24 protein-coding genes and 1 riboswitch are annotated in these 26,328 nt (G+C 70.3%); of the genes, 5 read left to right on the top strand and 19 right to left on the bottom strand.

The features are described 5' to 3' along the window. Positions 1 to 19: 19 nt before the first annotated feature. From L0965_RS11190 to dapE, 3 genes are all read right to left on the bottom strand, one after another. A complete protein-coding gene (locus tag L0965_RS11190; protein ID WP_082734206.1) occupies positions 20 to 193 on the bottom strand; it encodes a DUF3117 domain-containing protein in 174 nt (57 codons plus the stop codon). A gap of 88 nt (positions 194 to 281) precedes the next feature. Continuing rightward, complete coding sequence (locus tag L0965_RS11185; protein WP_101306065.1) at positions 282 to 1,526, bottom strand: hypothetical protein; 1,245 nt, start codon at positions 1,524 to 1,526, stop codon at positions 282 to 284. Then, on the bottom strand, positions 1,508 to 2,584 hold the full coding sequence (gene dapE, locus L0965_RS11180) for a succinyl-diaminopimelate desuccinylase (RefSeq protein WP_060960202.1): 1,077 nt from the start codon (positions 2,582 to 2,584) through the stop codon (positions 1,508 to 1,510). The genes L0965_RS11185 and dapE overlap by 19 nt, the downstream gene beginning before the upstream one ends. Positions 2,585 to 2,627: 43 nt before the next feature. Here dapE and dapD point away from each other — a divergent pair, with 43 nt between their 5' ends. Further along, positions 2,628 to 3,581, top strand: a complete 954-nt coding sequence (gene dapD / locus L0965_RS11175) for a 2,3,4,5-tetrahydropyridine-2,6-dicarboxylate N-succinyltransferase (RefSeq protein ID WP_101306064.1) — start codon at positions 2,628 to 2,630, stop codon at positions 3,579 to 3,581. Positions 3,582 to 3,619: 38 nt separating this feature from the next. After that, positions 3,620 to 4,405 carry a polyphosphate kinase 2 gene (gene ppk2 / locus L0965_RS11170; RefSeq protein ID WP_060960201.1) on the top strand — a complete coding sequence of 262 codons (786 nt, stop codon included), beginning with the start codon at positions 3,620 to 3,622 and terminating at the stop codon, positions 4,403 to 4,405. Positions 4,406 to 4,490: 85 nt separating this feature from the next. Here the strand turns inward: ppk2 and ddaH are convergent, their stop codons facing one another. The 7 genes from ddaH to L0965_RS11135 all read right to left on the bottom strand — a co-directional run bounded on the left by ddaH (position 4,491) and on the right by L0965_RS11135 (position 9,568). Next, on the bottom strand, positions 4,491 to 5,252 hold the full coding sequence (gene ddaH / locus L0965_RS11165) for a dimethylargininase (RefSeq protein WP_101306063.1): 762 nt from the start codon (positions 5,250 to 5,252) through the stop codon (positions 4,491 to 4,493). 46 nt (positions 5,253 to 5,298) lie between these two features. After that, positions 5,299 to 6,594, bottom strand: a complete 1,296-nt coding sequence (locus L0965_RS11160) for a citrate synthase (protein WP_060960156.1) — start codon at positions 6,592 to 6,594, stop codon at positions 5,299 to 5,301. A gap of 111 nt (positions 6,595 to 6,705) precedes the next feature. Beyond that, the gene (gene dapC / locus L0965_RS11155; RefSeq protein ID WP_101306062.1) at positions 6,706 to 7,806 is read right to left on the bottom strand and encodes a succinyldiaminopimelate transaminase; all 1,101 of its coding nucleotides are present in this window, start codon (positions 7,804 to 7,806) and stop codon (positions 6,706 to 6,708) included. Further along, positions 7,806 to 8,126, bottom strand: coding sequence for a ferredoxin (fdxA, locus tag L0965_RS11150; protein WP_060960154.1), 321 nt, complete (start codon positions 8,124 to 8,126; stop codon positions 7,806 to 7,808). Before fdxA ends, dapC begins: the two co-directional genes overlap by 1 nt. Positions 8,127 to 8,135: 9 nt before the next feature. Next, positions 8,136 to 8,546, bottom strand: coding sequence for a hypothetical protein (locus tag L0965_RS11145; RefSeq protein ID WP_060960153.1), 411 nt, complete (start codon positions 8,544 to 8,546; stop codon positions 8,136 to 8,138). A 9-nt stretch (positions 8,547 to 8,555) separates the two neighbouring features. Beyond that, positions 8,556 to 8,870, bottom strand: coding sequence for an AzlD domain-containing protein (locus L0965_RS11140; protein WP_101306061.1), 315 nt, complete (start codon positions 8,868 to 8,870; stop codon positions 8,556 to 8,558). After that, the gene (locus L0965_RS11135; protein WP_101307210.1) at positions 8,867 to 9,568 is read right to left on the bottom strand and encodes an AzlC family ABC transporter permease; all 702 of its coding nucleotides are present in this window, start codon (positions 9,566 to 9,568) and stop codon (positions 8,867 to 8,869) included. The genes L0965_RS11140 and L0965_RS11135 overlap by 4 nt, the downstream gene beginning before the upstream one ends. A 66-nt stretch (positions 9,569 to 9,634) precedes the next feature. On the opposite strand from L0965_RS11135, the gene L0965_RS11130 reads away from it, so the two are divergent. Continuing rightward, positions 9,635 to 10,183, top strand: a complete 549-nt coding sequence (locus L0965_RS11130; protein ID WP_198553692.1) for a helix-turn-helix domain-containing protein — start codon at positions 9,635 to 9,637, stop codon at positions 10,181 to 10,183. A gap of 104 nt (positions 10,184 to 10,287) precedes the next feature. On the opposite strand, the gene typA is transcribed toward L0965_RS11130, so the two are convergent. Together typA and L0965_RS11120 are read right to left on the bottom strand one after the other, a co-directional pair. Then, positions 10,288 to 12,201, bottom strand: a complete 1,914-nt coding sequence (gene typA, locus L0965_RS11125; protein ID WP_061782245.1) for a translational GTPase TypA — start codon at positions 12,199 to 12,201, stop codon at positions 10,288 to 10,290. Positions 12,202 to 12,302: 101 nt separating this feature from the next. Continuing rightward, on the bottom strand, positions 12,303 to 14,042 hold the full coding sequence (locus L0965_RS11120) for an ABC transporter ATP-binding protein (RefSeq protein ID WP_060960150.1): 1,740 nt from the start codon (positions 14,040 to 14,042) through the stop codon (positions 12,303 to 12,305). A 62-nt stretch (positions 14,043 to 14,104) separates the two neighbouring features. On the opposite strand from L0965_RS11120, the gene L0965_RS11115 reads away from it, so the two are divergent. Further along, positions 14,105 to 14,713 (top strand): hypothetical protein, encoded by a 609-nt coding sequence (locus L0965_RS11115; RefSeq protein ID WP_101306060.1) that lies wholly within the window; start codon positions 14,105 to 14,107, stop codon positions 14,711 to 14,713. 11 nt (positions 14,714 to 14,724) lie between these two features. On the opposite strand, the gene L0965_RS11110 is transcribed toward L0965_RS11115, so the two are convergent. From L0965_RS11110 to L0965_RS11100, 3 genes are all read right to left on the bottom strand, one after another. Next, positions 14,725 to 15,786, bottom strand: a complete 1,062-nt coding sequence (locus L0965_RS11110; RefSeq protein ID WP_060960148.1) for an ABC transporter permease — start codon at positions 15,784 to 15,786, stop codon at positions 14,725 to 14,727. After that, positions 15,786 to 17,291, bottom strand: a complete 1,506-nt coding sequence (locus L0965_RS11105) for an ABC transporter permease (RefSeq protein ID WP_101306059.1) — start codon at positions 17,289 to 17,291, stop codon at positions 15,786 to 15,788. The genes L0965_RS11110 and L0965_RS11105 overlap by 1 nt, the downstream gene beginning before the upstream one ends. Positions 17,292 to 17,448: 157 nt before the next feature. Then, positions 17,449 to 19,236 carry an ABC transporter family substrate-binding protein gene (locus tag L0965_RS11100; protein WP_060960146.1) on the bottom strand — a complete coding sequence of 596 codons (1,788 nt, stop codon included), beginning with the start codon at positions 19,234 to 19,236 and terminating at the stop codon, positions 17,449 to 17,451. Between the two features lie 155 nt (positions 19,237 to 19,391). On the opposite strand from L0965_RS11100, the gene L0965_RS11095 reads away from it, so the two are divergent. After that, positions 19,392 to 20,180, top strand: a complete 789-nt coding sequence (locus L0965_RS11095; RefSeq protein ID WP_101306058.1) for a CPBP family intramembrane glutamic endopeptidase — start codon at positions 19,392 to 19,394, stop codon at positions 20,178 to 20,180. Positions 20,181 to 20,315: 135 nt separating this feature from the next. Here the strand turns inward: L0965_RS11095 and gcvP are convergent, their stop codons facing one another. The 4 genes from gcvP to L0965_RS11075 form a co-directional block, all read right to left on the bottom strand. Then, entirely contained in the window at positions 20,316 to 23,126 is a 2,811-nt protein-coding gene (gene gcvP / locus L0965_RS11090) for an aminomethyl-transferring glycine dehydrogenase (RefSeq protein WP_232784054.1), read from the bottom strand. Between the two features lie 56 nt (positions 23,127 to 23,182). Continuing rightward, positions 23,183 to 23,566 carry a glycine cleavage system protein GcvH gene (gene gcvH / locus L0965_RS11085; protein WP_060960143.1) on the bottom strand — a complete coding sequence of 128 codons (384 nt, stop codon included), beginning with the start codon at positions 23,564 to 23,566 and terminating at the stop codon, positions 23,183 to 23,185. After that, positions 23,563 to 24,741 carry a glycine cleavage system aminomethyltransferase GcvT gene (locus L0965_RS11080; RefSeq protein WP_101306056.1) on the bottom strand — a complete coding sequence of 393 codons (1,179 nt, stop codon included), beginning with the start codon at positions 24,739 to 24,741 and terminating at the stop codon, positions 23,563 to 23,565. The genes gcvH and L0965_RS11080 overlap by 4 nt, the downstream gene beginning before the upstream one ends. A gap of 157 nt (positions 24,742 to 24,898) precedes the next feature. Next, a riboswitch (glycine riboswitch) is annotated at positions 24,899 to 25,005 on the bottom strand. 52 nt (positions 25,006 to 25,057) lie between these two features. Further along, positions 25,058 to 26,242, bottom strand: coding sequence for a MarP family serine protease (locus tag L0965_RS11075; RefSeq protein ID WP_101306055.1), 1,185 nt, complete (start codon positions 26,240 to 26,242; stop codon positions 25,058 to 25,060). Positions 26,243 to 26,328 lie beyond the last annotated feature (86 nt).

Genomic DNA, 26,328 nt, shown 5'->3' with positions numbered 1-26,328 from the left:
TCTCTCGTATCGGAGGAACTCAGGCCGCGCCGACCACGCCGCCGAGCACGCCGTGCAGTTCCTTGGCCTCTTCGTCATTGACCGAGACGACGAGTCGACCGCCGCCCTCGAGGGGAACGCGCACGATGATCAGGCGCCCCTCCTTCACGGCCTCCATCGGTCCGTCACCGGTTCGCGGCTTCATGGCTGCCATCGCGGGCTCCTTTTCGTCATCGGACTACCTGTCAAGTTTATCGGTAAGCCGAGACAGTGGCCGAACGCGGCGTGCCGCGGCGTCATTCTCACGGGATCTGTGTGTACGTGTTCCCGAGTGCGAGCATCTGGTAGATCCACCACCACTGGCCGACGAGACCGAGCACCAGCATCCCCACACGCCAGAGCCGGTGCGGCGGCAGCGCCAGCGCTCCGTAGAGCGGTGCGAGCGGCAGGAGCAGTCGGAAGATGCTCGACTGCGGGAAGAACACGAGCAGCAGGTACAGCAGATACGCGCCGGACCACAGCCGCACCTCGACGCCCAGACGGCGCACGTGCGGCTCGAACAGCAGCAGCGCCGCGACGGCCACGACCGCCACGACGAGTGCGATGTAGCCGAGCAGCTCGGGCAGGCCCCACAGCCGGAACCACAGGGCCGCCGCCTGGACGAACCCGTCGAAGGGGACGAAGCCGCCCTCGCCGATCCAGCCGCGCCGCCACGACAGCTCCGTCTCCATGTACGCACTCGGGTCACCGGTGACGACGCCGGCGATGAACTGCCAGGAGAAGCCGACCGCGACGGCGAGAAGACCCAGCAGCACGATGTGCACGACCTCGACGGCGGCGAGCGGGTCGGTGCGCCGCCGCACCCACCGGTACACCCCGTAGGCGCCCAGCAGGAGGGCGAACGCGAGCACCCCCGGGCGGGTGTAGCCCATCGCCGGGATCAGCAGGTACAGCCATCCGAACCGCCGCAGCTGCAGGCACCGCAGAGCCAGGAACAGCCAGAGCAGGAAGAGCGACTCGGCATAGCCCATCTGAAAGAGGGCCGCCAGCGGGGATGCCGCCAGCAGCGCGACCGCCCACAGCGCCGCCGCCGCGTCGATCCGTGCGCGGAGCAGGTGGAAGAGCACCAGGCAGGCGAGGTAGCCGGCGACGATCGCGAGGACGACGGCGGCGAGCGGGTAGTTGCCGCCCAGCACGACCGACAGGGCGCGCGTGAGCGCGGGGTACAGCGGCATGAACGCCCACGCGTTCTGCATGACGTGCCCGGTTCCATCGACCGGGAGCTGATCGGGATAGCCCGCCGTGCCGACGACCCAGTACCACTGGGCGTCCCACCCCATCGACAGCGTGCCGATGTTCGCGTCGGCCCCGAACCGCGAGGTCGGACCCGACAGCTCCGCCGCGATCGCCAGGAACACCGTCGTGACGACCCGCGCCGCGACGTACACCACGGCCACCGCCAGAGCGGGCCGGAGCCTGCCGAGACGGTCGACGGGCGACCATCCGCGCGCCGGTACCCCGGCGTCGGTCAGGGCGCGCTCAGCCACGCGCGCAGCCCACGTTCGACGTCCTCGATCTGCGCGTAGGAGACACGCTCCTCGTCATGGTGCGCGAGGCTCGGATCGCCCGGGCCGTAGTTGACGGCCGGCACGCCCAGCGCCGCGAAGCGCGCCACGTCGGTCCAGCCGTACTTGGGCCGGGCCTCGGCGCCGACGGCCGCCAGGAACTCCTGAGCGAGCGGCGCATCCAGCCCGGGCCGCGCGCCGGCGGCGGCATCGACGATCTCGACGTCGAAGCCCTCCAGCACGCGGCGCACGTGCGCCTCCGCATCCGCGACGCTCCGGCTCGGGGCGAAGCGGAAGTTCACCTCGACCTCGCACAGGTCGGGGATGACGTTGCCCGCGACGCCGCCCGAGATGCGGACGGCGTTGAGCCCTTCGCGGTACACGAGCCCGTCGACCGCGATCTCCCGCGGACGGTACTCGGCAAGGCGCGCGAGGATCGGCGCCGCACGGTGGATGGCGTTCTCCCCCATCCAGGCGCGGGCGCTGTGGGCGCGCACCCCGTGGGTGCGGGCGATGGCGCGGAGCGTGCCGTTGCAGCCGCCCTCGACCTGGCCGTTGGACGGCTCGCCCAGGATGGCGAAGTCGGCGGCGAAGAGATCGGGGCGGGTGCGGGCGAGACGGGTGAGGCCGTTGCGGTCGGAATCGACCTCCTCGTTGTCGTACCAGAGCCACGTGATGTCCACGCGCGGCGCGATCAGCTCGGCGGCGAGTTTGAGCTGCACCGCGGTGCCGCCCTTCATGTCCACCGTGCCGCGGCCCCAGAGATGGGGCCGCCCGTCGACCTCGATGTCGCGGGTCGGCAGGTTGGCGTTGATCGGCACGGTGTCGATGTGCCCGGCGATCGCGACCCGACGGTCGCGTCCGAGATCGGTGCGCGCGACGATCGTGTCGCCGTCGCGATACACCTCCAGGTGCGCGAGGGGCGAGATCGCCGCGAAGATGGCGTCGGCGAGCGTGGCCTCGTCGCCGGAGACGCTCGGGATGTCGCAGATCGTGCGCGTGAGGTCGACGGACGAGGCGGACAGATCGAGCACGGGCATGGGCCGAGTCTATCGAGGCCCGCCGCTTCGATAGCCTGGACGCATGAGTGAGCAGCGGACGGTATGGGGCATCGGCCTGGCGACGACGAGCGGCGACGGGACGGTGCTGGACACCTGGTTCCCGGAGGTGCGCCTCGGCGCTCCCACCGACGCCGACGTCGCGGCGGCCGCCGCGACGTGGGGTTCCTTCGCCGAGCCCGACGAGCGCCGCGCGGTCGGGGTCGAGCTCGTCACCATCGCGGTGGACCTCGATGCGGCGCCCGCCTCGACGCCCGATGCGTACCTGCGCCTGCACGCACTGTCGCACCGCGTCGTCGCGCCCAACGACCTCAACCTCGACGGCATCTTCGGGCACCTGCCGATCGTCGCGTGGACCACCGCGGGTCCCATGCATCCGGGCGATGCGGAGCGGCTCCGGCCGGCCCTGCAGCGCGCCGGCATCCAGGTGCACGGCCTCGACAAGTTCCCGCGCCTGCTCGACTACGTCACGCCGCCGGGCGTACGCATCGCGGACGCCTCCCGGGTGCGCCTCGGCGCGTACCTCTCCCCCGGCACCACGGTCATGCACGAGGGATTCGTCAACTTCAACGCCGGCACCCTCGGCGCGTCCATGGTGGAGGGCCGCATCTCGCAGGGCGTCGTCGTGGGCGACGGCTCGGACATCGGCGGCGGCGCGTCGATCATGGGCACCCTGTCCGGCGGCGGGACCCACCGGGTGTCCATCGGCGCGCGGACGCTCCTGGGCGCCAACGCGGGCATCGGCATCTCCCTCGGCGACGACTGCATCGTCGAGGCCGGCCTCTACGTGACGGCGGGCACCAAGATCGTGCTCTCGAACGAGGCGCCGCTGCACGACGGGTCGCGCCCGGTCGTCAAGGGCGGGCAGCTGTCGGGGCAGAACAGCCTGCTCTTCCGGCGGAACTCGCTCACGGGCGCCGTCGAGGCCGTGCGCCGCGAGGGCGTGGGGGTCACCCTCAACGAGGCGCTGCACGCCTGAGAGCCGGCGGCGGCTACGATCTGGTCATGAGCGACCGGATGCCGAAGAAGCCGTACGAACGCGAACTGAAGCGGCTGCAGGCGCAGCTGGTCGACATGCAGGCGTGGGTCCAGTCCACGGGCGCGCGCATCGTCGTCATCTTCGAGGGGCGTGACGCGGCCGGCAAGGGATCCACGATCAGTCGCGTCTCCCAATACCTCAATCCGCGCGTCACCCGCGTGGTCGCCCTGCCGACGCCGACCGAGCGCGAGAAGTCGGAGTGGTACTTCCAGCGCTACATCGCCCACCTCCCGGCCGCCGGCGAGATCGTCCTGATGGACCGCTCCTGGTACAACCGCGCGGGCGTCGAGCACGTGATGGGGTACTGCACCAACGCCGAATACCATCGCTTCCTGCACCAGGTGCCGATCTTCGAGCGGATGCTGGTGGAAGACGGCATCCTGCTGAAGAAGTACTGGTTCAGCGTCTCCGACGTGGAGCAGGAGAAGCGGTTCCGCTCGCGCAACGACGACCCGATGCGACGGTGGAAGCTCTCGCCCAACGACGTCCTGTCCATCACGAAGTGGGAGGACTACTCGCGCGCGAAGGACACGATGTTCGTCCACACCGACATCCCCGAGTCGCCGTGGTTCGAGGTCGACAACGAGGACAAGCGCCGCGGACGGATCAACATGATCCACCACCTGCTGACGCAGATCCCCTACGAGGACGTCGAGCGGGCTCCCATCGACATCCCGCCGCGCCCCGCCTCCGGCGGCTATGAGCGGCCCCCGCGCGAACTGCAGAACTACGTGCCGGATTACGCCGCGACGATCGCGCACTGACCCGCGTCGCAGAATCGGAGTTCGACGACAGCATCGGATGCCGCGGCTCGCGCCGACCGCATCCGTTGCGCGGCTCCGATTCCGTTCAGTCGCGGATGCGGACCGAGAGGCACGTCACGCAGCCCTCGAGCTTCTCGAACTCGGTGATCGGCGTCGCGACCACCGTCAGCCCGCGCGCGGCGTAGCGCTCGGCGGTCTCCGGGGCGTCCGCCGACATCAGCACCTCCGTCGGGCCGAGCACGACCACCGCCGTGCCGTGCTCCTCCGGCACCGCCTCGAAGACGGGGAACGCCGACGGATCGTCGACGAGCGGCTCGTACCCCACCACCGTGCCGTCGGGCAGCGCCGTCACACCGCTCTTGAGGTGCAGCACGCGCTCGACCGGCACCGCGACCACCGACCACCCGCGCGGGGCGAGCAGCGCGGTCAGCTGGGCGATGCCGTCCGCGTTCGTGCGGGCGGACGCGCCGACGTACACGGTCCGGCCGACCTTCAGGACGTCACCGCCGTCGAGGGTGCCCGGCGCCACGATCTCGGCCGTCTGCAGTCCGGTGTCCGCCAGGGCATCCCGCACCGACGCCGCCTCACCGCGGCGCGACGGCGCGCCGGCCCGGCACAGCACCGCGAGGTCGTCGAAGACGACCACCGCATCCTCGACGAAGACCCCGTCGGGCTGGTCGTCCGCGGGTGCGATCTCCTGGATCTGCCAACCGCGCGAACGGAAGACGTCGACGTACGCCTCCCACTGCCGCTGGGCGAGGCCGGCGTCGACCGACGTGCGACCGATGTGCGTGACCTCGCCGTCGGCGAGGCGGGGCGAGGGACGGCGGACCAGCAGACGCGACATGGCTCGACCCTAGTGGATCCCGCCGAGGCGTCCGCCGGCTGCCGCGTCAGCGTGCGCCGGGATAGTCCCGCTCGGCCGCGCCGACGTACAGCTGCTGCGGACGGCCGATCTTCGTCTGCGGATCGTGCTGCATCTCGCGCCAGTGCGCGAGCCATCCCGGGAGCCGCCCGATCGCGAACAGCGGCGTGAACATGCGCGTGGGAAAGCCCATCGCCTTGTAGATGACGCCGGTGTAGAAGTCCACGTTCGGGTACAGCCGGCGCTCCTTGAAGTAGTCGTCCTCCAGGGCGACCTGCTCCAGCTCCTGCGCGAGATCGAGCAGCGGGTCGTGCACGCCCAGCTCGGCGAGGATCTCGTCCGCCGACTCCTTGACGAGCTTCGCGCGCGGGTCGTAGTTCTTGTAGACGCGGTGTCCGAAGCCCATGAGCTTGACGCCGTCTTCCTTGTTCTTGACCCGCTCGACGAAGCGCTGCACGCTCTCGCCGGACTCCTGGATGCGCGCGAGCATGTCGAGCACGGCCTCGTTGGCGCCGCCGTGCAGCGGGCCGTAGAGGGCGTTGATGCCCGCCGAGATCGACGAGAACTGGTTGGCCCCTGTCGAGCCGACCAGTCGCACCGTCGAGGTCGACGCATTCTGCTCGTGGTCTTCGTGCAGGATCAGCAGCCGCTCGAGCGCGCGGGAGGTCACCGGGTTCACCTGGTACACCTCGGCGAGGTTGCCGAAGTTCAGCTTCAGGAAGTTGTCGACGAAGCTCAGCGAGTTGTCGGGGTAGAGGAAGGCCTGTCCGATGCTCTTCTTGTGCGCATAGGCGGCGATGACCGGGAGCTTCGCGAGCAGGCGGATCGTGTTGAGCTCGACGTGCTCGGGGTTGTTGGGGTCGGACTGCCCCTCGTAGTAGGTCGAGAGCGCGGCCGTGGCGGCCGAGAGCACCGACATCGGGTGCGCGGTGTGCGGAAGCGACGAGAAGAAGCGCTTGAGATCCTCGTGCAGCAGCGTGTGGTGGCGGATCTTGTCGTCCCAGTCGGCGAGCTCGTCGGCGGTCGGCAGCTCGCCGTAGAGCAGGAGCCACGCCACCTCGAGGTAGGTGCTGTTCTTCGCCAGCTGCTCGATCGGATACCCGCGGTAGCGCAGGATGCCCTCGTCGCCGTCGATGAAGGTGATGGCCGACTTCGTCGCCGCCGTGTTGACGAAGCCGTAGTCCAGGCTCGTATGTCCGGTCTGCTTCGTGAAGGTCGAGAAGTCGACGCTCGGCACGCCTTCGGTGCCGGTGAGGATCGGCAGTTCTGCGGTGCGGTCACCGACGGTGACCGTGGCCTTCTGGGGGTTTCCCGCGTCGCTCACGAAGCCTCCTTGCGGTCGTTGGGGGATCCTTTACAGCCTACTGGGCGCGCGGGCCTACTCAGATCCACCGCAAAGGAATCGGGAATCCGTAGGAGGAAAGCTACGAAGGTCTCAGCGCAGACGCGCAGCCGCGGCGCGGATGCGCTCGTCGCTCGCCGTCAGCGAGAAGCGGACGTGCTGCGGGAAGTGGGCCCCGTAGAAGTGTCCCGGCCCGGCGAGGATGCCGAGCTCCGCCAGGCGGCTCATCGACTCCCACGCATCCACCCCCTCGGTCGCCCACAGGTACAGGCCGCCCTCGGAGTGGTCGATGCGGAAGCCCGCCGCTTCCAGCGCGGGACGGAGGATGTCGCGCCGGACGCGGTAGCGCTCGCGCTGCGCCGCGACGTGGGCGTCATCGCCGAGCGCGACGGTCATCGCCGCCTGCACGGGCGCCGGCAGCATGAGCCCCAGGTGCTTGCGCGCCGTCAGCAGCCGCGCGACGAGCGCGTCGTCGCCGGCGAGGAAAGCGGCGCGGTATCCGGCCAGGTTCGACTGCTTGCTGAGGGAGTACACCGACAGGATGCCGCGGCGGTCTGACCCGACCACGCGGGGATCGAGGATGCTCGGCACCGGCTGCGTGGCCCACGGGCCGTCCCATCCGAGCTCGGCGTAGCACTCGTCGCTCACGACGATGGCACCGATCGCACGGCCGCGCTCGACCGCCGCGCGCAGCGCGTCGACGTCCAGGACGCGTCCGTCGGGGTTGCCGGGCGTGTTGAGCCAGACCAGCCGCGTGCCCTCGGGCCACTCGTCCGGGTCGTCGGCGGCGACCGGCGAGGCGCCGACGAGCTTCGCTCCCACCTCGTACGTCGGGTAGGCCGCGCGGGGGTGGACCACGACGTCGCCGGGCCCCAGGTCGAGCAGCAGCGGCAGCAGCGCCACCAGCTCCTTCGACCCGACGGTCGGCAGGACCTCCTGCGTGGTGAGGCCGGGAACGCCGCGGCGACGCGCGTACCAGTCGACGATCGCCTCGCGCAGCGCGGGCGACCCGACCGTCAACGGGTAGGAGTGCGCGTCGGTCGCTGCGCGCAGCGCGTCGGCCACGATCTCCGGGGTCGGATCGACGGGCGATCCGATGGAGAGGTCGACGATCCCGTCGGGGTGCGCCTTCGCGCGCGCGGCATAGGGTGCGACGGCATCCCACGGGTAGTCGTCGAGATCGCGGACGGCCATCAGTGCGTCTGCGGGGGAAGGGCCGAGATCACGGGATGGTCCTTCGCGATCACGCCGACCTTGGCCGCGCCGCCGGGCGAGCCGATGTCCTCGAAGAACTCGACGTTCGCCGTGTAGTAGTCCTGCCACTCCTCGGGCAGATCGTCTTCGTAGTAGATCGCCTCGACGGGGCAGACCGGCTCGCACGCGCCGCAGTCGACGCACTCGTCGGGGTGGATGTAGAGCGAACGCTCGCCTTCGTAGATGCAGTCGACGGGGCATTCGTCGATACAGGCACGATCCTTCACATCCACGCACGGCAGGGCGATCACATATGTCACGTCTTGAGTCTAGTTCGTGCCCGTGGTGTCGTCGTGAAGCGGGGCCGTCCGCCGAGCGGATGCCGGCAGCTGCGGCCAGGCGACGACGATCGCCGCCATCACGGGCACCGCGAAGGTCCAGATCAGCCCCGTCGACAGCTGCCCGTCGGCGGGGGCGGGCACGACGACCGATCCGCCCGGTCCCCGACCCGACAGCGCCAGGGTCGTCAGCAGCACGCCGAGCCCCGTGGCCAGGCCCGCCCACCGGTCGCCGGTGAGCAGACGGACGGCGAGAAGGAGCGCGCCCGTGCCGATGACGGCGACGACGAGCCCGACGGGAAGGGCGCCCCAGGAGGCGGCTTGCCCGATCGTCCCCGCGGCGCCGTAGACGAGTCCGATGACGGCGGCGACCGCCCACGTGCCGATCCGTGCGATTCTCACCCGGCGAGTCTACGTCGCCAGTCCCCACGCCCGCAGGAGCGCGGCGACGACCGCCGCGGCCACCACGACCACCAGGAACGGCGCGCGCAGGATCAGCAGTCCCGCCGCGATCACGACCGCCGGGACCCGGGCGTCGGCGACGATCTGCTGGCCGACGCCGAGCGTCTGCACCGCCACCAGCGCAGCCAGCAGGGCCACGGTGAGCAGATCGATCGATCGCTGCGCACGCGGAGCCTCGAACCATCGCGCGGGGATGACGTAGCCCAGCGCTTTGAGGGCGAGGCACAGCAGGGCCGCGACGAGCACCGCGGTCCAGAGCGTCATGTCCTCGCCCTCTCGCCGAACGCGTTGGTCCATCCCACGGCGATCGCCACGACGGCGGCGACCAGCACGGGAATCCCCGGCATGAGCACCGGCGTCAGGGCGGTCGCGACGACCGCCGCGGCGACGCCCACGGCGATCGCCTGCCGACGGCGCAGGCGCGGCCACAGCAACGCCAGGAAGGCGGCGGCCGCGGCCGCATCGAGACCGTACGCCCGGGGGTCACCGAGAACGTCGCCCAGCAGGCCGCCGGCGAGCGTGGAGAGGTTCCAGCCGATGTAGATGCCGATACCGGTCACCCAGAACCCGATGCGACGAGCCCGCGGCTCGGAGTGGGCGAGCGCGACGGCGGTCGACTCGTCGATCGTCAGATGCGGCGCGAAGAGGCGCCGCCAGCCGGAGCCGACGACCGGCGCCATCCGCAGACCGTACGCGATGTTGCGCGCCCCCAGCAGCACGGCCGAGGCGATCGCCGCCGGGGCCGCGGCGACTCCCCCGGCGCCGATGACGCCGACGAACGCGAACTGGGATCCTCCCGTGAACATCACGAGGCTGAGCAGGCACGTCTGCCACACGTCCAGCCCGGAGGCCACGGACAGGGCGCCGAACGACACGCCGTAGGCGCTCGTGGCGACCGCGACGCCGACGCCTTCGCGCCACGCACGGCGCTCGGCGGCAGTGCGCGCGCTCCCGGCATCCATGGACACCATCATCACGAGCCGACGCGCGTTCGTCAAACCGAACGAATGTTTGCCATACTGAACGACATGGATGCCCTCGGCCCTCGGATCTCGCACGCCCTCCGCCGCGAACGCGACCGCGCCGGGCTGAGCGTGTCGGAGCTCGCCCGTCGGGCCGGTGTCGGCAAGGCCACCGTGTCGCAGCTCGAATCCGGCAGGGCCAACCCCAGTGTCGAGACCTTGTGGGCGATCGCGACGGCGCTGGACGTGCCGTTCGCCGTGTTCGTGGCGGAGCCCGACGAGGCTCCCACGCTCATCCGCGCCCGCGACGGCAGCGGCATCCGCGCGTCGGACGCGCCGTACGAGGCGCTGCTGCTGGCGGCGGGGGCTCCGCAGTCGCGCAGCGACCTGTACCTCCTGCGTGCCGAGCCCGGCTCACCCCGCTCGTCGCAGCCGCACTCCCCCGGCACGACGGAGCACGTCGTCATCGTCACGGGCTCCGCGCTCGTCGGGCCCACGGACGCACCGGTGGAGCTCGGCCCCGGAGACTATCTGCGCTACCGCGGAGATGCTCCGCACGTGTTCGAGGCCCGCCGCCCCGGCACCACCGCCGTCCTCGTCTCCGAGGTGCGCTGACCCCCGCCGCGAGCCGCTATCCCCCGGCCGAACCGCCACGCTCCGGCCGCGCCGCCGGATGGCGGCTCGGCCGGAGCGTGGCGGTTCGGCGACGGGCGGCGCGCTTACGCGCCGGCGTCCTGGCGCTTCGCGCGGGAGGCGGCGCGACCGCGCTCGGTTGCGTCGAGCACGACCTTGCGGATGCGCACCTTCTCGGGGGTGACCTCGACGCATTCGTCGTCGCGCGCGAACTCGAGCGACTCCTCGAGCGTGAGCACGCGCGGCGGCGTCATCGACTCGAAGGAGTCGGAGGTCGACGAGCGCATGTTCGTCAGCTTCTTCTCCTTCGTGATGTTGACGTCCATGTCGTCGGCGCGTGAGTTCTCGCCGATGACCATGCCCTCGTAGACCTCTTCGGTCGGCTGCACGAAGAAGCTCATGCGCTCCTGCAGCGCGATCATCGCGAACGGCGTGACGACGCCCTGGCGGTCCGCGACGATCGAGCCGTTCTGGCGCGTCGTGATCTGACCGGCCCAGTCGTCGTACCCGTGCGAGATCGCGTTGGCGATGCCGGTGCCGCGCGTGATCGTGAGGAACTCGCTGCGGAAGCCGATGAGACCGCGCGAGGGCACGACGAACTCCATGCGCACCCAGCCGGTGCCGTGGTTGGTCATCGTGTCCATGCGACCCTTGCGGGCGGCCATGAGCTGGGTGATCGCGCCGAGGTGCTCCTCGGGGGCGTCGATCGTCAGGTGCTCGAACGGCTCCTTGAGCTTGCCGTCCTCGCCGCGGCGGGTGACCACCTGCGGCTTGCCGACCGTCAGCTCGAAGCCCTCGCGACGCATGTTCTCGACGAGGATGGCGAGGGCCAGCTCGCCGCGGCCCTGCACCTCCCAGGCGTCGGGGCGTCCGATGTCGACGACCTTGAGCGAGACGTTGCCGATGAGCTCACGGTCGAGGCGGTCCTTCACCATGCGCGCCGTCAGCTTGTGTCCCTTGACCTTGCCCATCAGCGGCGACGTGTTCGTGCCGATGGTCATCGAGATCGCGGGGTCGTCGACCGTGATGGCCGGCAGCGGCCGCACGTCCTCGGGGTCGGCGATCGTCTCGCCGATCGTGATGTCCTCGATGCCGGCGATGGCGACGATGTCGCCGGGGCCGGCGGACTCGGCCGGGTAGCGCTCGAGCGCACGGGTCTTCAGCAGCTCGGTGATCCGTGCGTTGGAGTGCGTGCCGTCGTGGCGCACCCACGCCACGGTCTGGCCCTTCTTCAGGGTGCCGTTGAAGACGCGCAGCAGCGCCAGGCGGCCGAGGAACGGCGAGGAGTCGAGGTTGGTGACCCAGGCCTGCAGGGGCGCCTCGTCGTCGTACGCGGGAGCCGGGACGTGCTCGAGGATCGCCTCGAACAGCGGCTCGAGGTCGTCGTTGTCGGGCAGCTCGCCGTTGGCGGGACGGTTGCGCGAGGCGGCGCCGGCACGGCCGGACGCGTAGACGACGGGAACGTCCAGCAGGGCGTCGACGTCGAGGTCGGGCACGTCGTCGACGAGGTCGCCGGCGAGACCCAGCAGAAGGTCGTGCGCCTCCTCCTCGACCTCGGCGATGCGCGCGTCGGGGCGGTCGGTCTTGTTGACCAGCAGGATCACCGGCAGCTTCGCCTCCAGCGCCTTACGCAGGACGAAGCGCGTCTGCGGCAGAGGGCCCTCCGAGGCATCCACCAGCAGAACGACGCCGTCGACCATCGACAGACCGCGCTCGACCTCGCCGCCGAAGTCGGCGTGGCCGGGGGTGTCGATCACGTTGATCGTGACCGGCACCTCGGTGTGCAGGCCGTTGTAGGTGATCGCCGTGTTCTTGGCGAGGATCGTGATGCCCTTCTCGCGCTCGAGGTCGTTCGAGTCCATCGCCCGCTCCTCCATGTGCTCGTGAGAGCCGAACGAGCCGGTCTGACGGAGCATGGCATCCACGAGCGTCGTCTTGCCGTGGTCGACGTGCGCGACGATCGCGACGTTGCGGAGATCCGGACGGAGGGCGTGCGCCATGGAGATGACCTAACGAGAAAGGGAGACGCTCCGAGCAGAGCGCCTCCCATTCTACAAGCCGGATGCCGCGGCGTCCCCCGCGGCATCGCCGGTGCCGACCGTCACGCCGGAGCGGCGTCTCCGGGAACCTCGTCGGCGTCGACGCCGGCGGCCAGATCGGCCAGGCGCCGGTCGCGACGCTCGCGCTGGATCTCCGGGTCGGGGACGGGGACGGCGGCCAGCAGCCGCTTGGTGTACGCCTGCTGCGGGCGGCGCATGATCTGGTCGCGGCTGCCCACCTCGACGAGCGCGCCGTGGCGCATCACGGCGATGCGGTCGGCGAGCTCGTCGATGACGGCGAGGTCGTGGCTGATGAACAGGCACGCGAACCCGCGCTCGCGCTGGAGGTCCTTCAGCAGCTCGAGCACCGTCGCCTGCACCGAGACGTCCAGCGCGCTGGTGGGCTCGTCGGCCACGAGCACCTTCGGGTTCAGCGCGAGCGCGCGGGCGATGCCGACACGCTGCTTCTGGCCGCCGGAGAGCTCGTGCGGGTAGCGCGAGGCGTACTCGCGCGGCAGGCGCACCGAGTCCAGCAGCGCGCGGACGCGCTTGTCGAGCGGGGCGCCCTTGATCTTCTCCGACAGCAGGATCGGCTCGGCGATGGAGTCGCCGATGGTCATGCGCGGGTTCAGCGAGCTGGAGGGGTCCTGGAAGACGATGCCCACCTCGTGGTGCAGCGCGTGCAACTGATCGCGGCCGGCCTTCGAGATGTCCATCCCGGCCACCTCGAGACGTCCGGAGTGGATCGGCAGCAGGCCGATCGTCGCGCGTCCGATCGTCGTCTTGCCCGACCCCGACTCGCCGACGAGGCCCAGCACTTCGCCCTGATAGATCTTCAGGTCGATGTGGTCCGCCGCGCGGAAAGCCGGCACGCGGCCGCGCTTGGGGTACTCGATCGCGACGTCGTCGAAGGAGACGACGACCGGAGCGGTCGGATGGGCCGCCTCGGGAGCCTGCAGGTCCTCGGTGGTGATCCGCGGCACGGCCGCCAGGAGCGCACGCGTGTACGGATGCTGCGGATCGGCGAACACCTCGGCCACGGCGCCCGTCTCGACGATGTCGCCCTGACGCATGACCACGATGCGGTCGGCCATGTCGGCGACGACGCCCATATCGTGCGTGATGAGCAGGATCGCGGAGCCGAGCCGGTCCTGCAGCTTGCGCATCAGCTCGAGGATCTCGGCCTGGACCGTCACGTCGAGGGCCGTGGTGGGCTCGTCGGCGACCAGCAGCAGCGGGTCGCAGGACAGCGACTGCGCGATCATCGCGCGCTGGCGCTGACCGCCGGACAGCTGGTGGGGGTAGGAGTCGAACGCCTTCACCGGGTCGGGCAGCTCGACGAGGGTCAGCAGCTCGATCGCTCGCGCCTTGGCCTCCGCCGGGGAGACGCCGAAGTGCTGACGCAGGGTCTCCACGATCTGGAACCCGACGGTCAGCACCGGGTTCAGCGCGGTCATCGGCTCCTGGAAGATCATCGAGATCTGGTTGCCGCGGATCTCCTGCATGTCGCGCGGCTTCATCCCGATCAGCTCGCGGCCGTCGAGCTTCGCACTGCCGCTCACCCGCGAGTTCTTCGGGAGGAGCCCGAGCAGCGACATCGACGAGACGCTCTTGCCCGAGCCGGACTCGCCGACGATGGCGAGCACCTCCCCCGAGGCGATCGAGTACGACACGTGCCGCGCCGCGGGCACCCAATAGCCGTCGACGCCGAAGTCGACATTGAGGTCCGTGACCTCGAGCACCGGGCCGCGATCGGGCTGGTGCGCCTCAGTGGTGGGCAGCATGCCGCGGGACGTTCTCATCGGCGGGTTCCTTCTGTTGTGCGTGCGAACGGACTCGTGATCCGGGATGCGACGATGGGGGGATGACGGAAGATGTGCGCCAGTACCGGTCGACCACCAACACCGTGATCTCGATCGGCGCGTGGGCGGCGATCGCCGTGGGGGCGATGCTCGTCGTGCTGGTGGGCGCGGCGCGGACGTCGGCGTACCTGTGGGGCCTGGTGCCGCTGGCTCTGCTGGCCGTGCTGGTCGCCGAGCTGTTCTGGCGTCCGCGCATCCACTGGGATGACGCCGCCATCACGCTCGTCAACCCGTACGCGACCGTCGAGATCCCGTGGACGATCGTGGTCGACATCGACACGCGCTTCGCCCTGACCGTCGTCACGCCGGGCCGGCGGTACCGGTCGTCTGCGGCTCCGGCCGCCGGCGCGCTCACGCGACCCCGCGGCGGGCGCGACAGCCTCGGACCGCATCAGGAGGGCGGCGTCCTGCGCAAGTCCGACGCGCTGGGCACCGACTCGGGCGACGCCGCCTACATCGTGCGCGGCGTCTGGAGCGCACTGGTCGAACAGGAGCGCATCCCTCTCGGACGCGCGGCCAGCGACCGCGCCCACACCCGCGTGCACGTCGGCGCCATCGCGCTCACCGTGCTGCTGGCCGGCGCGACGTTCCCGGCGCTGCTGAACCTCTGACCGCATCCGGCTTACTCCGGATCCTGCAGGGTCGGCGTTCCGGTCCGGGGGTTCTGCGCACCGGCATCCATCAGCGACGTCGGCGGCGCGACATCCGGCTCGACGCCGTTCGCACGGTCCTTCGTGCGACGGCGGGAGAACCGGCGGCTGCGCGGGTCGAACGCCTCGCGCAGCGCGTCGCCGAAGATGTTCGCCGACAGCGCCAGCACGACGATGAACAGGGCGGGCCACCAGAACAGCCACGGACGCACGGTGAACGCCGACTGGTTCACGCCGATGAGCAGACCCAGCGACACATCAGGAGAGCGGATGCCGTAGCCCAGCAGCGAGATCGCCGCCTCGAGCAGGATCGCGCCGGCCGCCAGGAGCGAGCCCGAGACGATGATGACGCCGGTCGCGTTGGGCAGGATGTGGCGGAAGATGATCCGGGCGTCGGAGGCGCCGGCCACGCGCGCGGCCTCCACGAACTCGCGCTCGCGCAGCGAGAGGAACTCGCCGCGCACCAGGCGGGCGATGACCATCCAGCTGAAGAAGCCGAGCATGATGCCGAGCACCCACACGCCGACGGCGCCGGCCCAGTTTCCGACGACCGCCGCGATGACGATGGCCGGGATCACGATGAACACGTCCGTCAAGCGCATGAGGACGGCATCCACCCACCCGCGGAAGTAGCCGGCGATGGCGCCGACGGTCACACCCACCACGAGCGCGATGCCCGTGATGAGCACCATGGCGACGAACGAGTTCTGGATGCCGCGCATCGTCATCGCGAAGTAGTCGCGACCGATGCGGTCCTGGCCGAAGGGGTGGTCGCCGAGCGAGAACGGGATCAGCGTCAGCGTCGGCTCGCCGCCGTTCACGCTGTTCGACAGGTCGTACCAGTTGTACTTCCACCAGCCCGGGATGGGGCCCACGCCGACGGCGCTCGTCGCGAACGCGACGACGGCCAGCAGCACGATGGCGGCGATGAGGCCGACCTTCTGCGAGAGGAAGCGACGCCAGATGATGCGGCTCTGGCTGACCGAGCGCGTCTCCTCGACGTCACCGGGGGCTTCGGAGATGGTGCTGGACATCAGCGGACCCTCACTCTCGGGTCGAGTGCCGCATACGCGAGATCGGCAAGGAAGTTGAACAGGATGGCCATGAAGGCGATGACGATGAAGTAGCCCATCACGGGGTACAGGTCACCCGGCCCCAGGGATCTCTGGAACAGGGCGCCCATGCCGGGGATCGCGAAGATGAACTCGGTGATGATCGCACCGCCCAACAAGCCGCCGAGGTCCGTCGCGACCAGCGTCGTGATGGGGATCAGCACGTTGCGGAACGCGTGACGGACGACGACGACGCGCTCAGGCATGCCCTTGGCGCGGGCGGTGCGCACGTAGTCCTGGCTGAGCACCTCGATCATGCCCGCGCGCGCGTAGCGCGTGTAGCCGGCGAACGAGATCGTGAGCAGCGACACCGTGGGAAGCAGCAGGTGGAAGAAGACGTCGAGACCGACGCGCCACATGTTGTCCGGGGCGTAGCCGGGGGTGGACGAGCCGACGGTCGCGATCGGGCGACCGTTCATGTCGTCCATGTACCCGGGGAAGGACTGCATGAAGCGGTCGATCAGGATGATGACGCTGACCAGGATCGCGACGAGCACCCCGATGCGCATGTTCTGCGCGCGGTCGTCGCCGCCCACGAAGAAGCCGGTGGCGAGTCCGACCGCGAGGGCGATCACGAACAGGATGACGAGCGTCCAGAAGGTCGACACGTCGAACAGGCCCTGGAGCGCGAAGTAGCAGACGATGCCGACGACGGCGACGATGCCGGCGGTCAGCAGCGCGCGGCGCTGGCGCAGCCCCGCGATGAGGAGGGTCACGCCGAGCGCGGCTCCCGCGCTCAGCACGATCACGCCGATGGGTCCGAACCCGGGGGTGAGGAACCAGCCGGTGGCGCTCATGTACAGCAGCAGGCCCGCGGTGAGCACGAAGCTCGTTCCCCCGGAGGTCAGCCGCCGGCGGCCGTCCCCGCCCACCACGGCTTGGACGATGAGGGCGACCACGAGTCCGATGACGATCGAGACCACGATGGGGATCACCGGATCCTGCAGGAAGTCGTTGAAGCCGATCGCGACGAAGTTCTTCAGCAGCGCGGCCGCGAGGAACGACGGCAGCGAGTACAGGAACAGGCTCAGCACCGTGAAGGACACGTCGAAGCCGCTGTTCTCGCGAAGGGCGGAGAGGATGCCGGTGGAGATACCGAAAAGGATGGCCAGCAGCAGCGCCGCTGTGACCATCTGAACCGTGGAGACCATGGCGATCGGCAGGACGTCCGTCACGGGCGCGCCCTGGAACGTGGTGCCGAGGTCGCAGGCGTTGGCGAACGGGATGAGGCACTTGGCGGCTCCCCCGACCCACATCGCCCACCGCAGCGGCGGCGCCACATCGAGGTTGGCGAGCTGGATGCGCGCCTCGATGAGCTGCTGCTTGTTGGGGTTGTTCGACGCGCGCAGATCCTCGAGCGGATCCGTGGACAACGCGACGAGGTTGAACATCACGAAGGATGCCGCAAGAAGGATGAGGATCGACACACCGACCCTACGGAGAATGAAACCGACCAAAGGTCACTCACTTCGACGTGCGACGGGACGGCGGCATCGGGTTGCGATCGCCCGTCCCATCGGTTGACAGACAGGGGCCAGGGTGGCGCCTTCGGGATCTACCGTAGACGCCACCCTGGCGTGGGTACTACTTGGTGTTGGTGCTCTTCTTGACGGACCACTCCCAGTTGTTCCAGATCGGACCGGTCTGGTTGCCCATGTACTTCACGCCGTCCAGCTTGCTGGAGACGCCGTAGATGCCGGGTGCCTGGAAGAGGGGCAGGCCGTAGCCCTCGGTGAAGGCGGTCTTGTCGATCGCCAGCATGAGGTCGGTCAGCTTGTCCTTGTCGACGGTGGTCTGCGTGGCCACGGCGTCGTCGTTGGCCGCGGTGAAGCGGTTGTAGTTACCGCCGCCGTCCGAGGCGAACAGCTGCGGGATCTGCGCCGTGCCGATGCCGGCCGAGATCCAGCCGAACAGCGACGCGTCGTAGTTGCCGCCGGCGAGGAGCGTCGACCACTTGGGGTCTCCGCCGTCGACGACCTGGAAGCCGGCCTTCGCCGCCGAGGACTGGATCGCCTGGAACTCGTCCACGCGGTTCGGGTTCTTGGTGTTGTAGAGGATCTTCACGGTCGGCGTCTTGCCGGCGAGGAGCTCCTTGGCCTTGGCGATGTTCTCGTCGAGCTTCGACGGGTCGTACTTGTCCGAACCGTTCTGCTTGACCGTGGTCGCGTACTCCGACTGGCTCGGCAGCCACAGCTGCGAGTCGAGGACCTTGGCGTCGGGGTTGACCGGCGTCACGATCGCGTCGAGGATCTGCTGGCGCGGGATCGTGAGCAGGAACGCCTCACGGACCGTGGCGTCGCTGAAGACCTCGGAGCCGAAGTTCAGGTCGAGGTGGTCGTAGGAGACCTGGTCACCGGTGATGACCTGGGCGCCGGAGACGGCCTCGAGCGACTTCTTGGTGTCGGCGGACGCCTGCGGGTAGACGAGGTCGACCTCGCCGTTCTGCAGGGCGGTCACCTGGGCGGCCGCGTCACCGATGATGCGCATGACGAGCTTGTCGATCTTCGGGGCGAGGTTGCCCGTGTAGTTCGGGTTGTGCTCGAACGTGAGCGACTGGCCGGGCGTCCACGCCGACAGGACCCACGGGCCCGACGTGACGAGGAGGTCCTTGTCGGTCGGGAACGACGTGATGTCGTAGCCGGTGTTGACGAAGTCGGCAGCCTTCTTCAGCGTGTCGTTGACGGCGACGGGAGCGGCCGGGTCGCCCTTGGGCAGGCCCTCGAGCAGCTTCGTCAGGTCGGCGGCCGTCGACAGGCCAGCCTTCTTCGCCACGACGTGCGCGGGCTGGGCGATCGGGTTGAAGATGTCCCAGTCCACGTAGGGCTCGGAGTACTTCAGGGTGATCGACGTGTTGTCGTCGCCGACCTCGGGGAAGTCGGTCGAGTTGATGCCCGCGGTCGAGCCGGCGATCTGGAAGTACTGCGTGCCGCCGGTGACGTTGCCGTCCGCGTCGGTGGTCGCGTCGTCGTAGTGGCCCGAGGCGATCGCCCAGGCGAGGACCATGTCGTCGGCGGTGATGGGCTCACCGTCGGACCACTTGAGGTCCTTCTTCAGCGTGTACTTGACGGTCAGCGGGTCGTCCGAGGTCTTCTCGTACGTGCCGAACGACTCGTCCTTGACGACGTTGAAGCTGTTGTCCGGGTAGAAGAACCCGCCCGTGGTCAGGTAGACGTACTGGCCGTTGGTGTCCAGGTTGCCCTGCGGCGTGTTGCTGTTCAGCGACGTCAGGTCGTTCACGATGGCCATCGTGACGGTGCCACCGGTCGGCGCAGCGTCGGTGGCGTTGCCACCACCGCTGGCCGTGCAGCCCGTCAGGGCGAGGGCGCCGGCCGCGGTGACCGCGGCAAGTGCTCCCCAGCGTGACTTCTTCAATTTTCCTCCTGGGTAAGGGATGGATGCGCAGGCGGGTGAAACACCCACGGCGCGGATACCGAAACCATAAGTTCTGATCAGCGTTGATCAAAACCGTTAGGGAAAACGTTACAGACCCTTAACTCAGTTCCGGGCACATCTGGCAATCTGACAAGATGAGCGATTCTCTCACCGGCGAACTGCCAAGAACGAGGAGGCTGCACACCCGACTCTGGTGGGAGATCGGAATCGTGCTCGCCCTGTCGGTCGGACGCTCCGCCGTGTTCTCGGTGCTCTCCCTCGTTCAGGCGCTGACGAGGGAGCAGGCGCTGGGCGACCAGTCGACCTCGCTCAACCCGGGCGCCAACGCGGCGCAGTTCTGGGACGTGCTGAACCAGCTCGTCAGCCAGCTCTTCGCGTTCGCTCCGATCGCCCTCGCGATCTACCTGCTGTGGGAGCCGGGAGTCTCGGCGTTCCGCCGCATCGGGCTGGACTTCCACGTGTTCGGCAAGGACCTCGGCGCGGGCGCGCTGCTGGTCGCCGTCATCGGCATCCCGGGGCTCGGGCTCTACGTGGCCGGCCGGGCGCTCGGCATCACCGTCCAGGTGGATGCCGCGCCGCTGGACGCGTCGTGGTGGACGATCCCCCTCCTGCTGCTCGCGGCGGTCCGTGCGGGGCTGACGGAGGAGGTCATCTTCATCGGCTATCTGTTCGACCGCCTGCGACGCCTGGGCTGGGGCACGTGGACCATCATCCTGTCGACGGCCGCGCTGCGCGGCGCGTACCACGCGTACCAGGGGTGGGGTCCGATCGCGGGCAACGTCGCGATGGGCATCGTGTTCGGCTGGGTCTACCACCGCTGGGGGCGGGTCATGCCGCTCGTCATCGCCCACACCCTCATCGACGTGATCGCGTTCGTGGGGTACCCGCTCGCCGCCGCCTGGTGGCCCGGCATCTTCTCCTGATCCGCCACCCGCGCCCCGCGCGGGACGCCACACCCGCGCCGAGACATCACCTCCGCGCCGAGACACACGATCTGCAGTGGTTTCTCGGCGCGAGAGGTGTGTCTCACACGGCGGGCAGCGCGGGCCGCGCGGGCGTCAGGCGAAGGCCTCCGGCGGCGGGCAGGCGCAGACCAGGTTGCGGTCGCCGTACGCGTTGTCGATCCGTCGCACGGGCGGCCAGTACTTGGTGCGCACGAGGCTGTGCACGGGGTACACGGCGAGCTCGCGGGTGTACGGATGCGTCCACTCCCCCACGGCGATCGACTCCGCGGTGTGCGGCGCGTTCGCGAGCGGGTTGTCGTCGGCGGGCCAGGTGCCGGATGCCACGGCATCCGCTTCGGCCCGGATCGCGATCATGGCCTCGATGAAGCGCTCGATCTCGCCCAGGTCCTCGGACTCCGTCGGCTCGACCATCAGCGTGCCCGCGACCGGGAACGACATCGTCGGCGCGTGGAAGCCGTAGTCGATCAGCCGCTTGGCGACGTCGTCGACGCTCACGCCGGTCGCCTCCTTGAGGGGCCGCAGGTCGAGGATGCACTCGTGCGCGACGAGGCCGCCCTCACCCGCGTACAGCACCGGGTAGTGATCGCGCAGACGCACGGCGATGTAGTTGGCCGCCAGCACGGCGGCCCCCGTCGCCTCCCGCAGCCCGTCGGCTCCCATCATCCGGATGTACGCCCACGAGATCGGCAGGATGGATGCCGAGCCGTACGGCGCCGCCGAGATCGGTCCGCCGTCGAAGACGAAGCCGCCCGCGTGCTCAGCGCGCTGCGCCAGCGGGTGCGACGGCAGGAACGGCGCGAGGTGCGCCTTCGCCGCGACCGGTCCGACGCCGGGCCCGCCGCCGCCGTGCGGGATCGCGAACGTCTTGTGCAGGTTCAGGTGCGACACGTCGCCGCCGAGGTCGCCGAAGCGGGCGAAGCCGACGAGCGCGTTCATGTTGGCGCCGTCGACGTACACCTGTCCCCCGGCCTCGTGCACCGCGGCGGTGATGTCCACGACGTCCTGCTCGTAGACGCCGTGGGTCGACGGGTAGGTGATCATGAGTGCCGCCAGGGCGTCGGCGTGCGTCGCGATCTTCGCGCGGAGGTCGGCGAGGTCGACGTTGCCGGCCTCGTCGCAGGCGACCACGACGACCCGCATCCCGGCGAGCACGGCGGATGCCGCGTTGGTGCCGTGGGCCGACGACGGGATGAGACAGACGTCGCGCTGCACGTCGCCCCGGGAGTGGTGGTAGCCGCGGATCGCCAGCAGGCCCGCCAGCTCCCCCTGCGAACCGGCGTTCGGCTGGAGGGAGACCGCGTCGTACCCGGTGATCTCGGCCAGCCACGACTCGAGCTGCTCGATGAGCACGAGGTAGCCCGCGACGTCGTCCGCCGGGGCGAACGGGTGCACGCGCGCGAACTCGGGCCACGACACCGCCGCCATCTCGGTGGCGGCGTTGAGCTTCATCGTGCACGAGCCCAGCGGGATCATGCCGCGATCGAGCGCGTAGTCGCGGTCGGCGAGCTGCTTGAGGTAGCGCATCATCGCCGTCTCGGAGTGGTGCGCCTGGAACACGGGGTGCGTCAGGAACTCGTCGACCCGCCACAGCGACGACGGCACCGACGCGGGAAGCGGCCCGCTGACGAATCCGAACGCGCGCTGCTCGGGTCCGCCGAAGACCTGCACGAGGGCGTGGATGTCCGCGGGCGTCGTGGTCTCGTCGACCGAGATGCCGACCGAGTCGGTGTCGCGGAACCACAGCTGGAAGCCGCGCTCGCGCGCCGCGTCGACGACGGCGCCCGCGCGCCCGGGGACCTTCACGACCACGGTGTCGAAGAAGCTCTCGTGGAGCACCTCGTTTCCCGCGTCGACGAGCCAGTCGCGAAGCAGCGCCGCGGTCGCGGCGACCTCGGCGGCGATGCGGCGCAGTCCGTCGGGGCCGTGGTACACGGCGTACATCGAGGCCATCACGGCCAGGAGAACCTGCGCGGTGCAGATGTTCGAGGTCGCCTTCTCGCGGCGGATGTGCTGCTCACGGGTCTGCAGCGACAGCCGGTAGGCGGGGCGACCCGCGGCATCCACCGAGACGCCCACGAGGCGTCCGGGCAGCTGCCGCTCGAGGCCGGAACGGACCGCCATGTAGCCCGCGTGCGGGCCGCCGAAGCCCATCGGCACGCCGAAGCGCTGCGTGGTGCCGACCGCGATGTCCGCGCCGAGCGAGCCCGGCGACCGCAGCAGGGTGAGCGCGAGCAGGTCGGCCGCGACGACGACGAGACCGCCCTGCGCCTGCACCGCCGCGATGACGTCGCTGGGATCCCAGATGCGTCCCGTCGCGCCGGGGTACTGGACGAACGCCCCGAACACGTCGAGATCGGCGGGCAGGAGGCTCTCCCCGTAGGAGGTCTCCCGCATCTCGATGCCGAGCGCGGCCGCGCGGTGCGCGAGCAGCGCCTTGGTCTGCGGGAGCGCGTCGGCGTCGACCAGGAAGACGGTGCTCTTCGACCTCGATGCGCGGCGGGCGACGAGCATGCCCTCCACGACGGCGGTCGACTCGTCCAGCATCGACGCATTGGCGGTCGCCAGGCCCGTCAGATCGGTGACCATCGTCTGGAAGTTGATGAGGGCTTCGAGCCGACCCTGCGAGATCTCCGGCTGGTAGGGCGTGTACGCGGTGTACCAGGACGGGTTCTCGAAGACGTTGCGCGCGATCACCGACGGGGTCAGCGTGTCGTAGTAGCCCAGCCCGATCATCGACCTCGCCGGCCGGTTCTGCGACGCGAGCTCGCGCAGCTCCGCGAGCGCCTGCGCCTCGGTCGCCGCCGGGGGGATGGCGCTGTCGGCGACGGGGGCGGCATGGATGGATGCCGGGACGGCGCGGTCCACGAGCGCGCCGACGCTGTCGTAGCCGAGCGCGCTGAGCATCTCGGCCTGGGCGGCGGCGTCGGTGCCGATGTGCCGGTCGCGGAAGGGCGCCGTGTTCACTCCTCGCCGCCCGTGAGCGCGACGTAGGCGGCCCGGTCCAGGAGCGCGTCGACATCGCTCGGGTCGACCTGGATCTTCACGAGCCAGCCGCCGTCGAAGGCGCCGCTGTTCACGAGGGAGGGGTCGTCGACCACGGCGTCGTTGATCGCGACGACCTCGCCGGACAGCGGTGCGTAGAGCTCGCCGACCGACTTGGTCGACTCGATCTCGCCGCAGACCGTGTTCGCGGTGACGGTGGAGCCGACCGCGGGGAGGTCGACGTAGACGACGTCGCCGAGCTTGTCGGCCGCGTAGTCGGTGATGCCGACGGTGGCGACGTCGCCGTCGAGGGCGACCCACTCGTGTTCTTCGGTGTACTTGAGGGCGGTCAGGTCGGTCATGCGGTCCTCCGGTAGAAAGGCAGGGCGGTCACGGTCGCGGGGATGAGCGTTCCCCGCACGTCGATGAAGAGCGAGGTGCCGGCTTCGGCGAGCGCCGGCGGGACGAAGGCCATGGCGACGGGGTGCCCGAGCGTCGGGCTGAGCGCCCCGCTGGTGATCTCGCCGACGGGGGTGCCCGCGGCATCCACCACGGCGTAGCCGGCGCGGCCGGCGCGACGTCCCTCGGCCACGAGACCGACCAGCACGGGCAGATCGTCGGATGCCGCCGCGAGCGCGTCCTTGCCGACGAACTCGTCCTTGTCGCCGGCGACGACGCGGCCGAGCCCCGCCTGGGCCGGCAGGATCGCCGTCGACAGTTCGTGTCCGTGCAGCGGCATGCCGGCTTCGAGCCGGAGGGTGTCGCGCGCGGCGAGGCCGGCGGGGACGAGGCCGAGCGGCTCCCCCGCCTCGAGCAGGGCGTCCCACAGCGCCGGAGCGAGGGCGTTCGGCACCATCAGTTCGAAGCCGTCCTCCCCGGTGTACCCGGTGCGCGCGATGAACAGGTTCTCGTCCTGGAACCGCCCCGCGGACCAGGCGTAGTAGCCGAGGTCGGCGAGCGCCGGCTGCACGTCCGCGACGCCGGTCGTCGCTTCCACGATCTCGCGGGCGCGCGGGCCCTGCACGGCGATCAGCGAGGTCTGGTCGGAGATGTCCTCGATGCGCGCACGCTCGGTGCCGACGACGAACCCGACGGCGCCGTCTGCGGGAACCTCCCTGCCGGACCGCACGATCTCCGCCGCGCGGTCGACTCGCGCCGAGAACGCGTCGGCGACGAGGGCGCGGTTGCCGGCGTTGGAGATCACCAGGAAGTACTCGTCGCCGGTGCGGTAGACGATGACGTCGTCGATCACGCCGCCCTGATCGTCGAGCAGCAGCGAGTACTTGGCCTTCCCGACCTTCATCGTGGAGATGCGGCCGGCGAGCGCGTAGTCGAGGAAGGCGGCCGCGCCCGAGCCGGTCACGAGGAACTCCGCCATGTGCGAGATGTCGAACAGGCCCGCGGCCGTGCGGACGGCGTGATGCTCGGCCAGGTCGGAGGTGTAGCGCACCGGCATGTCCCACCCGCCGAAGTCGGTGAAGGAGGCTCCGAGCGCGGCGTGGCGATCGGCGAGTGCGGTGGTGCGGAGGTCTGGCATGAGTTCTCCCCGAGATCGGGCGGGCGGATGCCGGGACCGGCAGCCGGGAACTCCCCCTCTGTCATGGGCCTGAGAGTTTCACCGGCTCCGTCTGCACGGGTGCCGGCTTTCACCGTCGGCGGATCCCCCCACAGCGGGGATCGCTTTCCAGAGCGGCCGGACGCGAGCGGTACGCGGACCTGAGAGATTGGCGGGGAGGCTTGCTCCTTCGGTGTCCGGGCCCCGTCGAGAACGTGGATGCCGGAGCTCTCCCGCACACGTCATGCGGCCTGTCTTCAGTTGCCCTGTCAGCATAGCGCCCACGCCGGGTGTGCGTTCAGCCCGTGCAGCGGCCGGATCCGACCGTGGGCGACGCGGAGGTCACCGAGGCGAGGTCGGGGCGCAGCACCGAGGTCGTCATCGCGTACCCGCGCCCTTCGCCGTCCGCGCCGCGCGCGAAGACCACGCCCACGACTTCGCCGTCGCCGGTCAGCAGCGGCCCACCGGAGTTGCCGGGCTGCACGTCGGCGTCGAGGGCGTAGATCTCGCGGGGCGCCGCGGAGGCGTCGTAGATGTCGGGCACGGGGACGGAGGCGACCGACAGCACGCCGGCGGAGATGCTCGTGAACGGTCCGCCGTGCGGGTAGCCCTGCACGGCGGCCTGCGTTCCGGGCGCGGCCGGGTCGGCGAGGGGAAGCGGCGTGGCGGCGAGGTCTCCGATCGAGATGACCGCGAGGTCGTCCACGGCATCGAACAGGACGATGCGCCCTTCCGTGGCGCGCCCGCCGGGAAGCTCGACGACGGGGGTGTCGACTCCCGCGACGACGTGCGCGTTGGTCACGACGAGTCCCGGCGCGGCGACGAACCCCGAGCCCGTCATCGACACGCCGCAGGCGTACGCGGTACCGCTGACGCGGGCGACCGATGCCGACGCGGCCTGCAGCTCGGGGTCGTCGAGGGTGATGGGCGGATCGGTCGGTGCCACCACCGCACCGATGGCCGCTTCGAGCCGCGGGAGGCCGTCGGACAGCAGCGCGCCGCGCGCCGTCGCCAGGGCTTCGTCCAGGGGCGCCGGGGTGAGGGCGTCGATCGCGCCGAGCACCCGCGACGAGGCGACGGCCGACGAGACGTACGGGATGCCGGCGGTCGCGAGCCCGGAGGAGACGAGCAGGAGTGCCAGCGCCGTCGCGACGGTCGTCAGCACGCCCCCGAGGAAGCGCTCGAGCCCGCGGAGCCGGCTGCGGTCGACGCCCCGGCGCACCGCCCTGCCGATCGCGGCGCCGGCCGCCGTGCCGATCACGACCAGGCCGATCGCGGCGGCGGCGAGCGCCGCGGTGCGCGCGCCGCCGGACGGGATCACGGTCGAGAGCCAGGGCGTCGCGAGGGGAAGCAGCCAGAGGGCGGCGGCGGCGCCGACGATCATGCCGATGACGCTGCCCAGGCTCGCGAAGAACCCACGGGCGATGCCCGCCGCGAACGCGATGAGCAGGGCCGCGGCGGCGATGATGTCGACGATGAGCACGGGGTGACCTCCGCCGACACCGTACCCGGCCGTCCTCGGTGCTTCCTGCACGATCGCCGCGGGCGCCCGATCTGATCCGGCGAGGT

The sequence above is a fragment of the Microbacterium sp. NFH-22A-Y genome (genome assembly GCF_021401375.1).
GTDB classification, from domain to species: Bacteria; Actinomycetota; Actinomycetes; order Actinomycetales; family Microbacteriaceae; genus Microbacterium; species Microbacterium hominis.
Note: the sequence above shows the minus strand (reverse complement) of the source record. Positions and strands in the feature narration are given on the sequence as shown.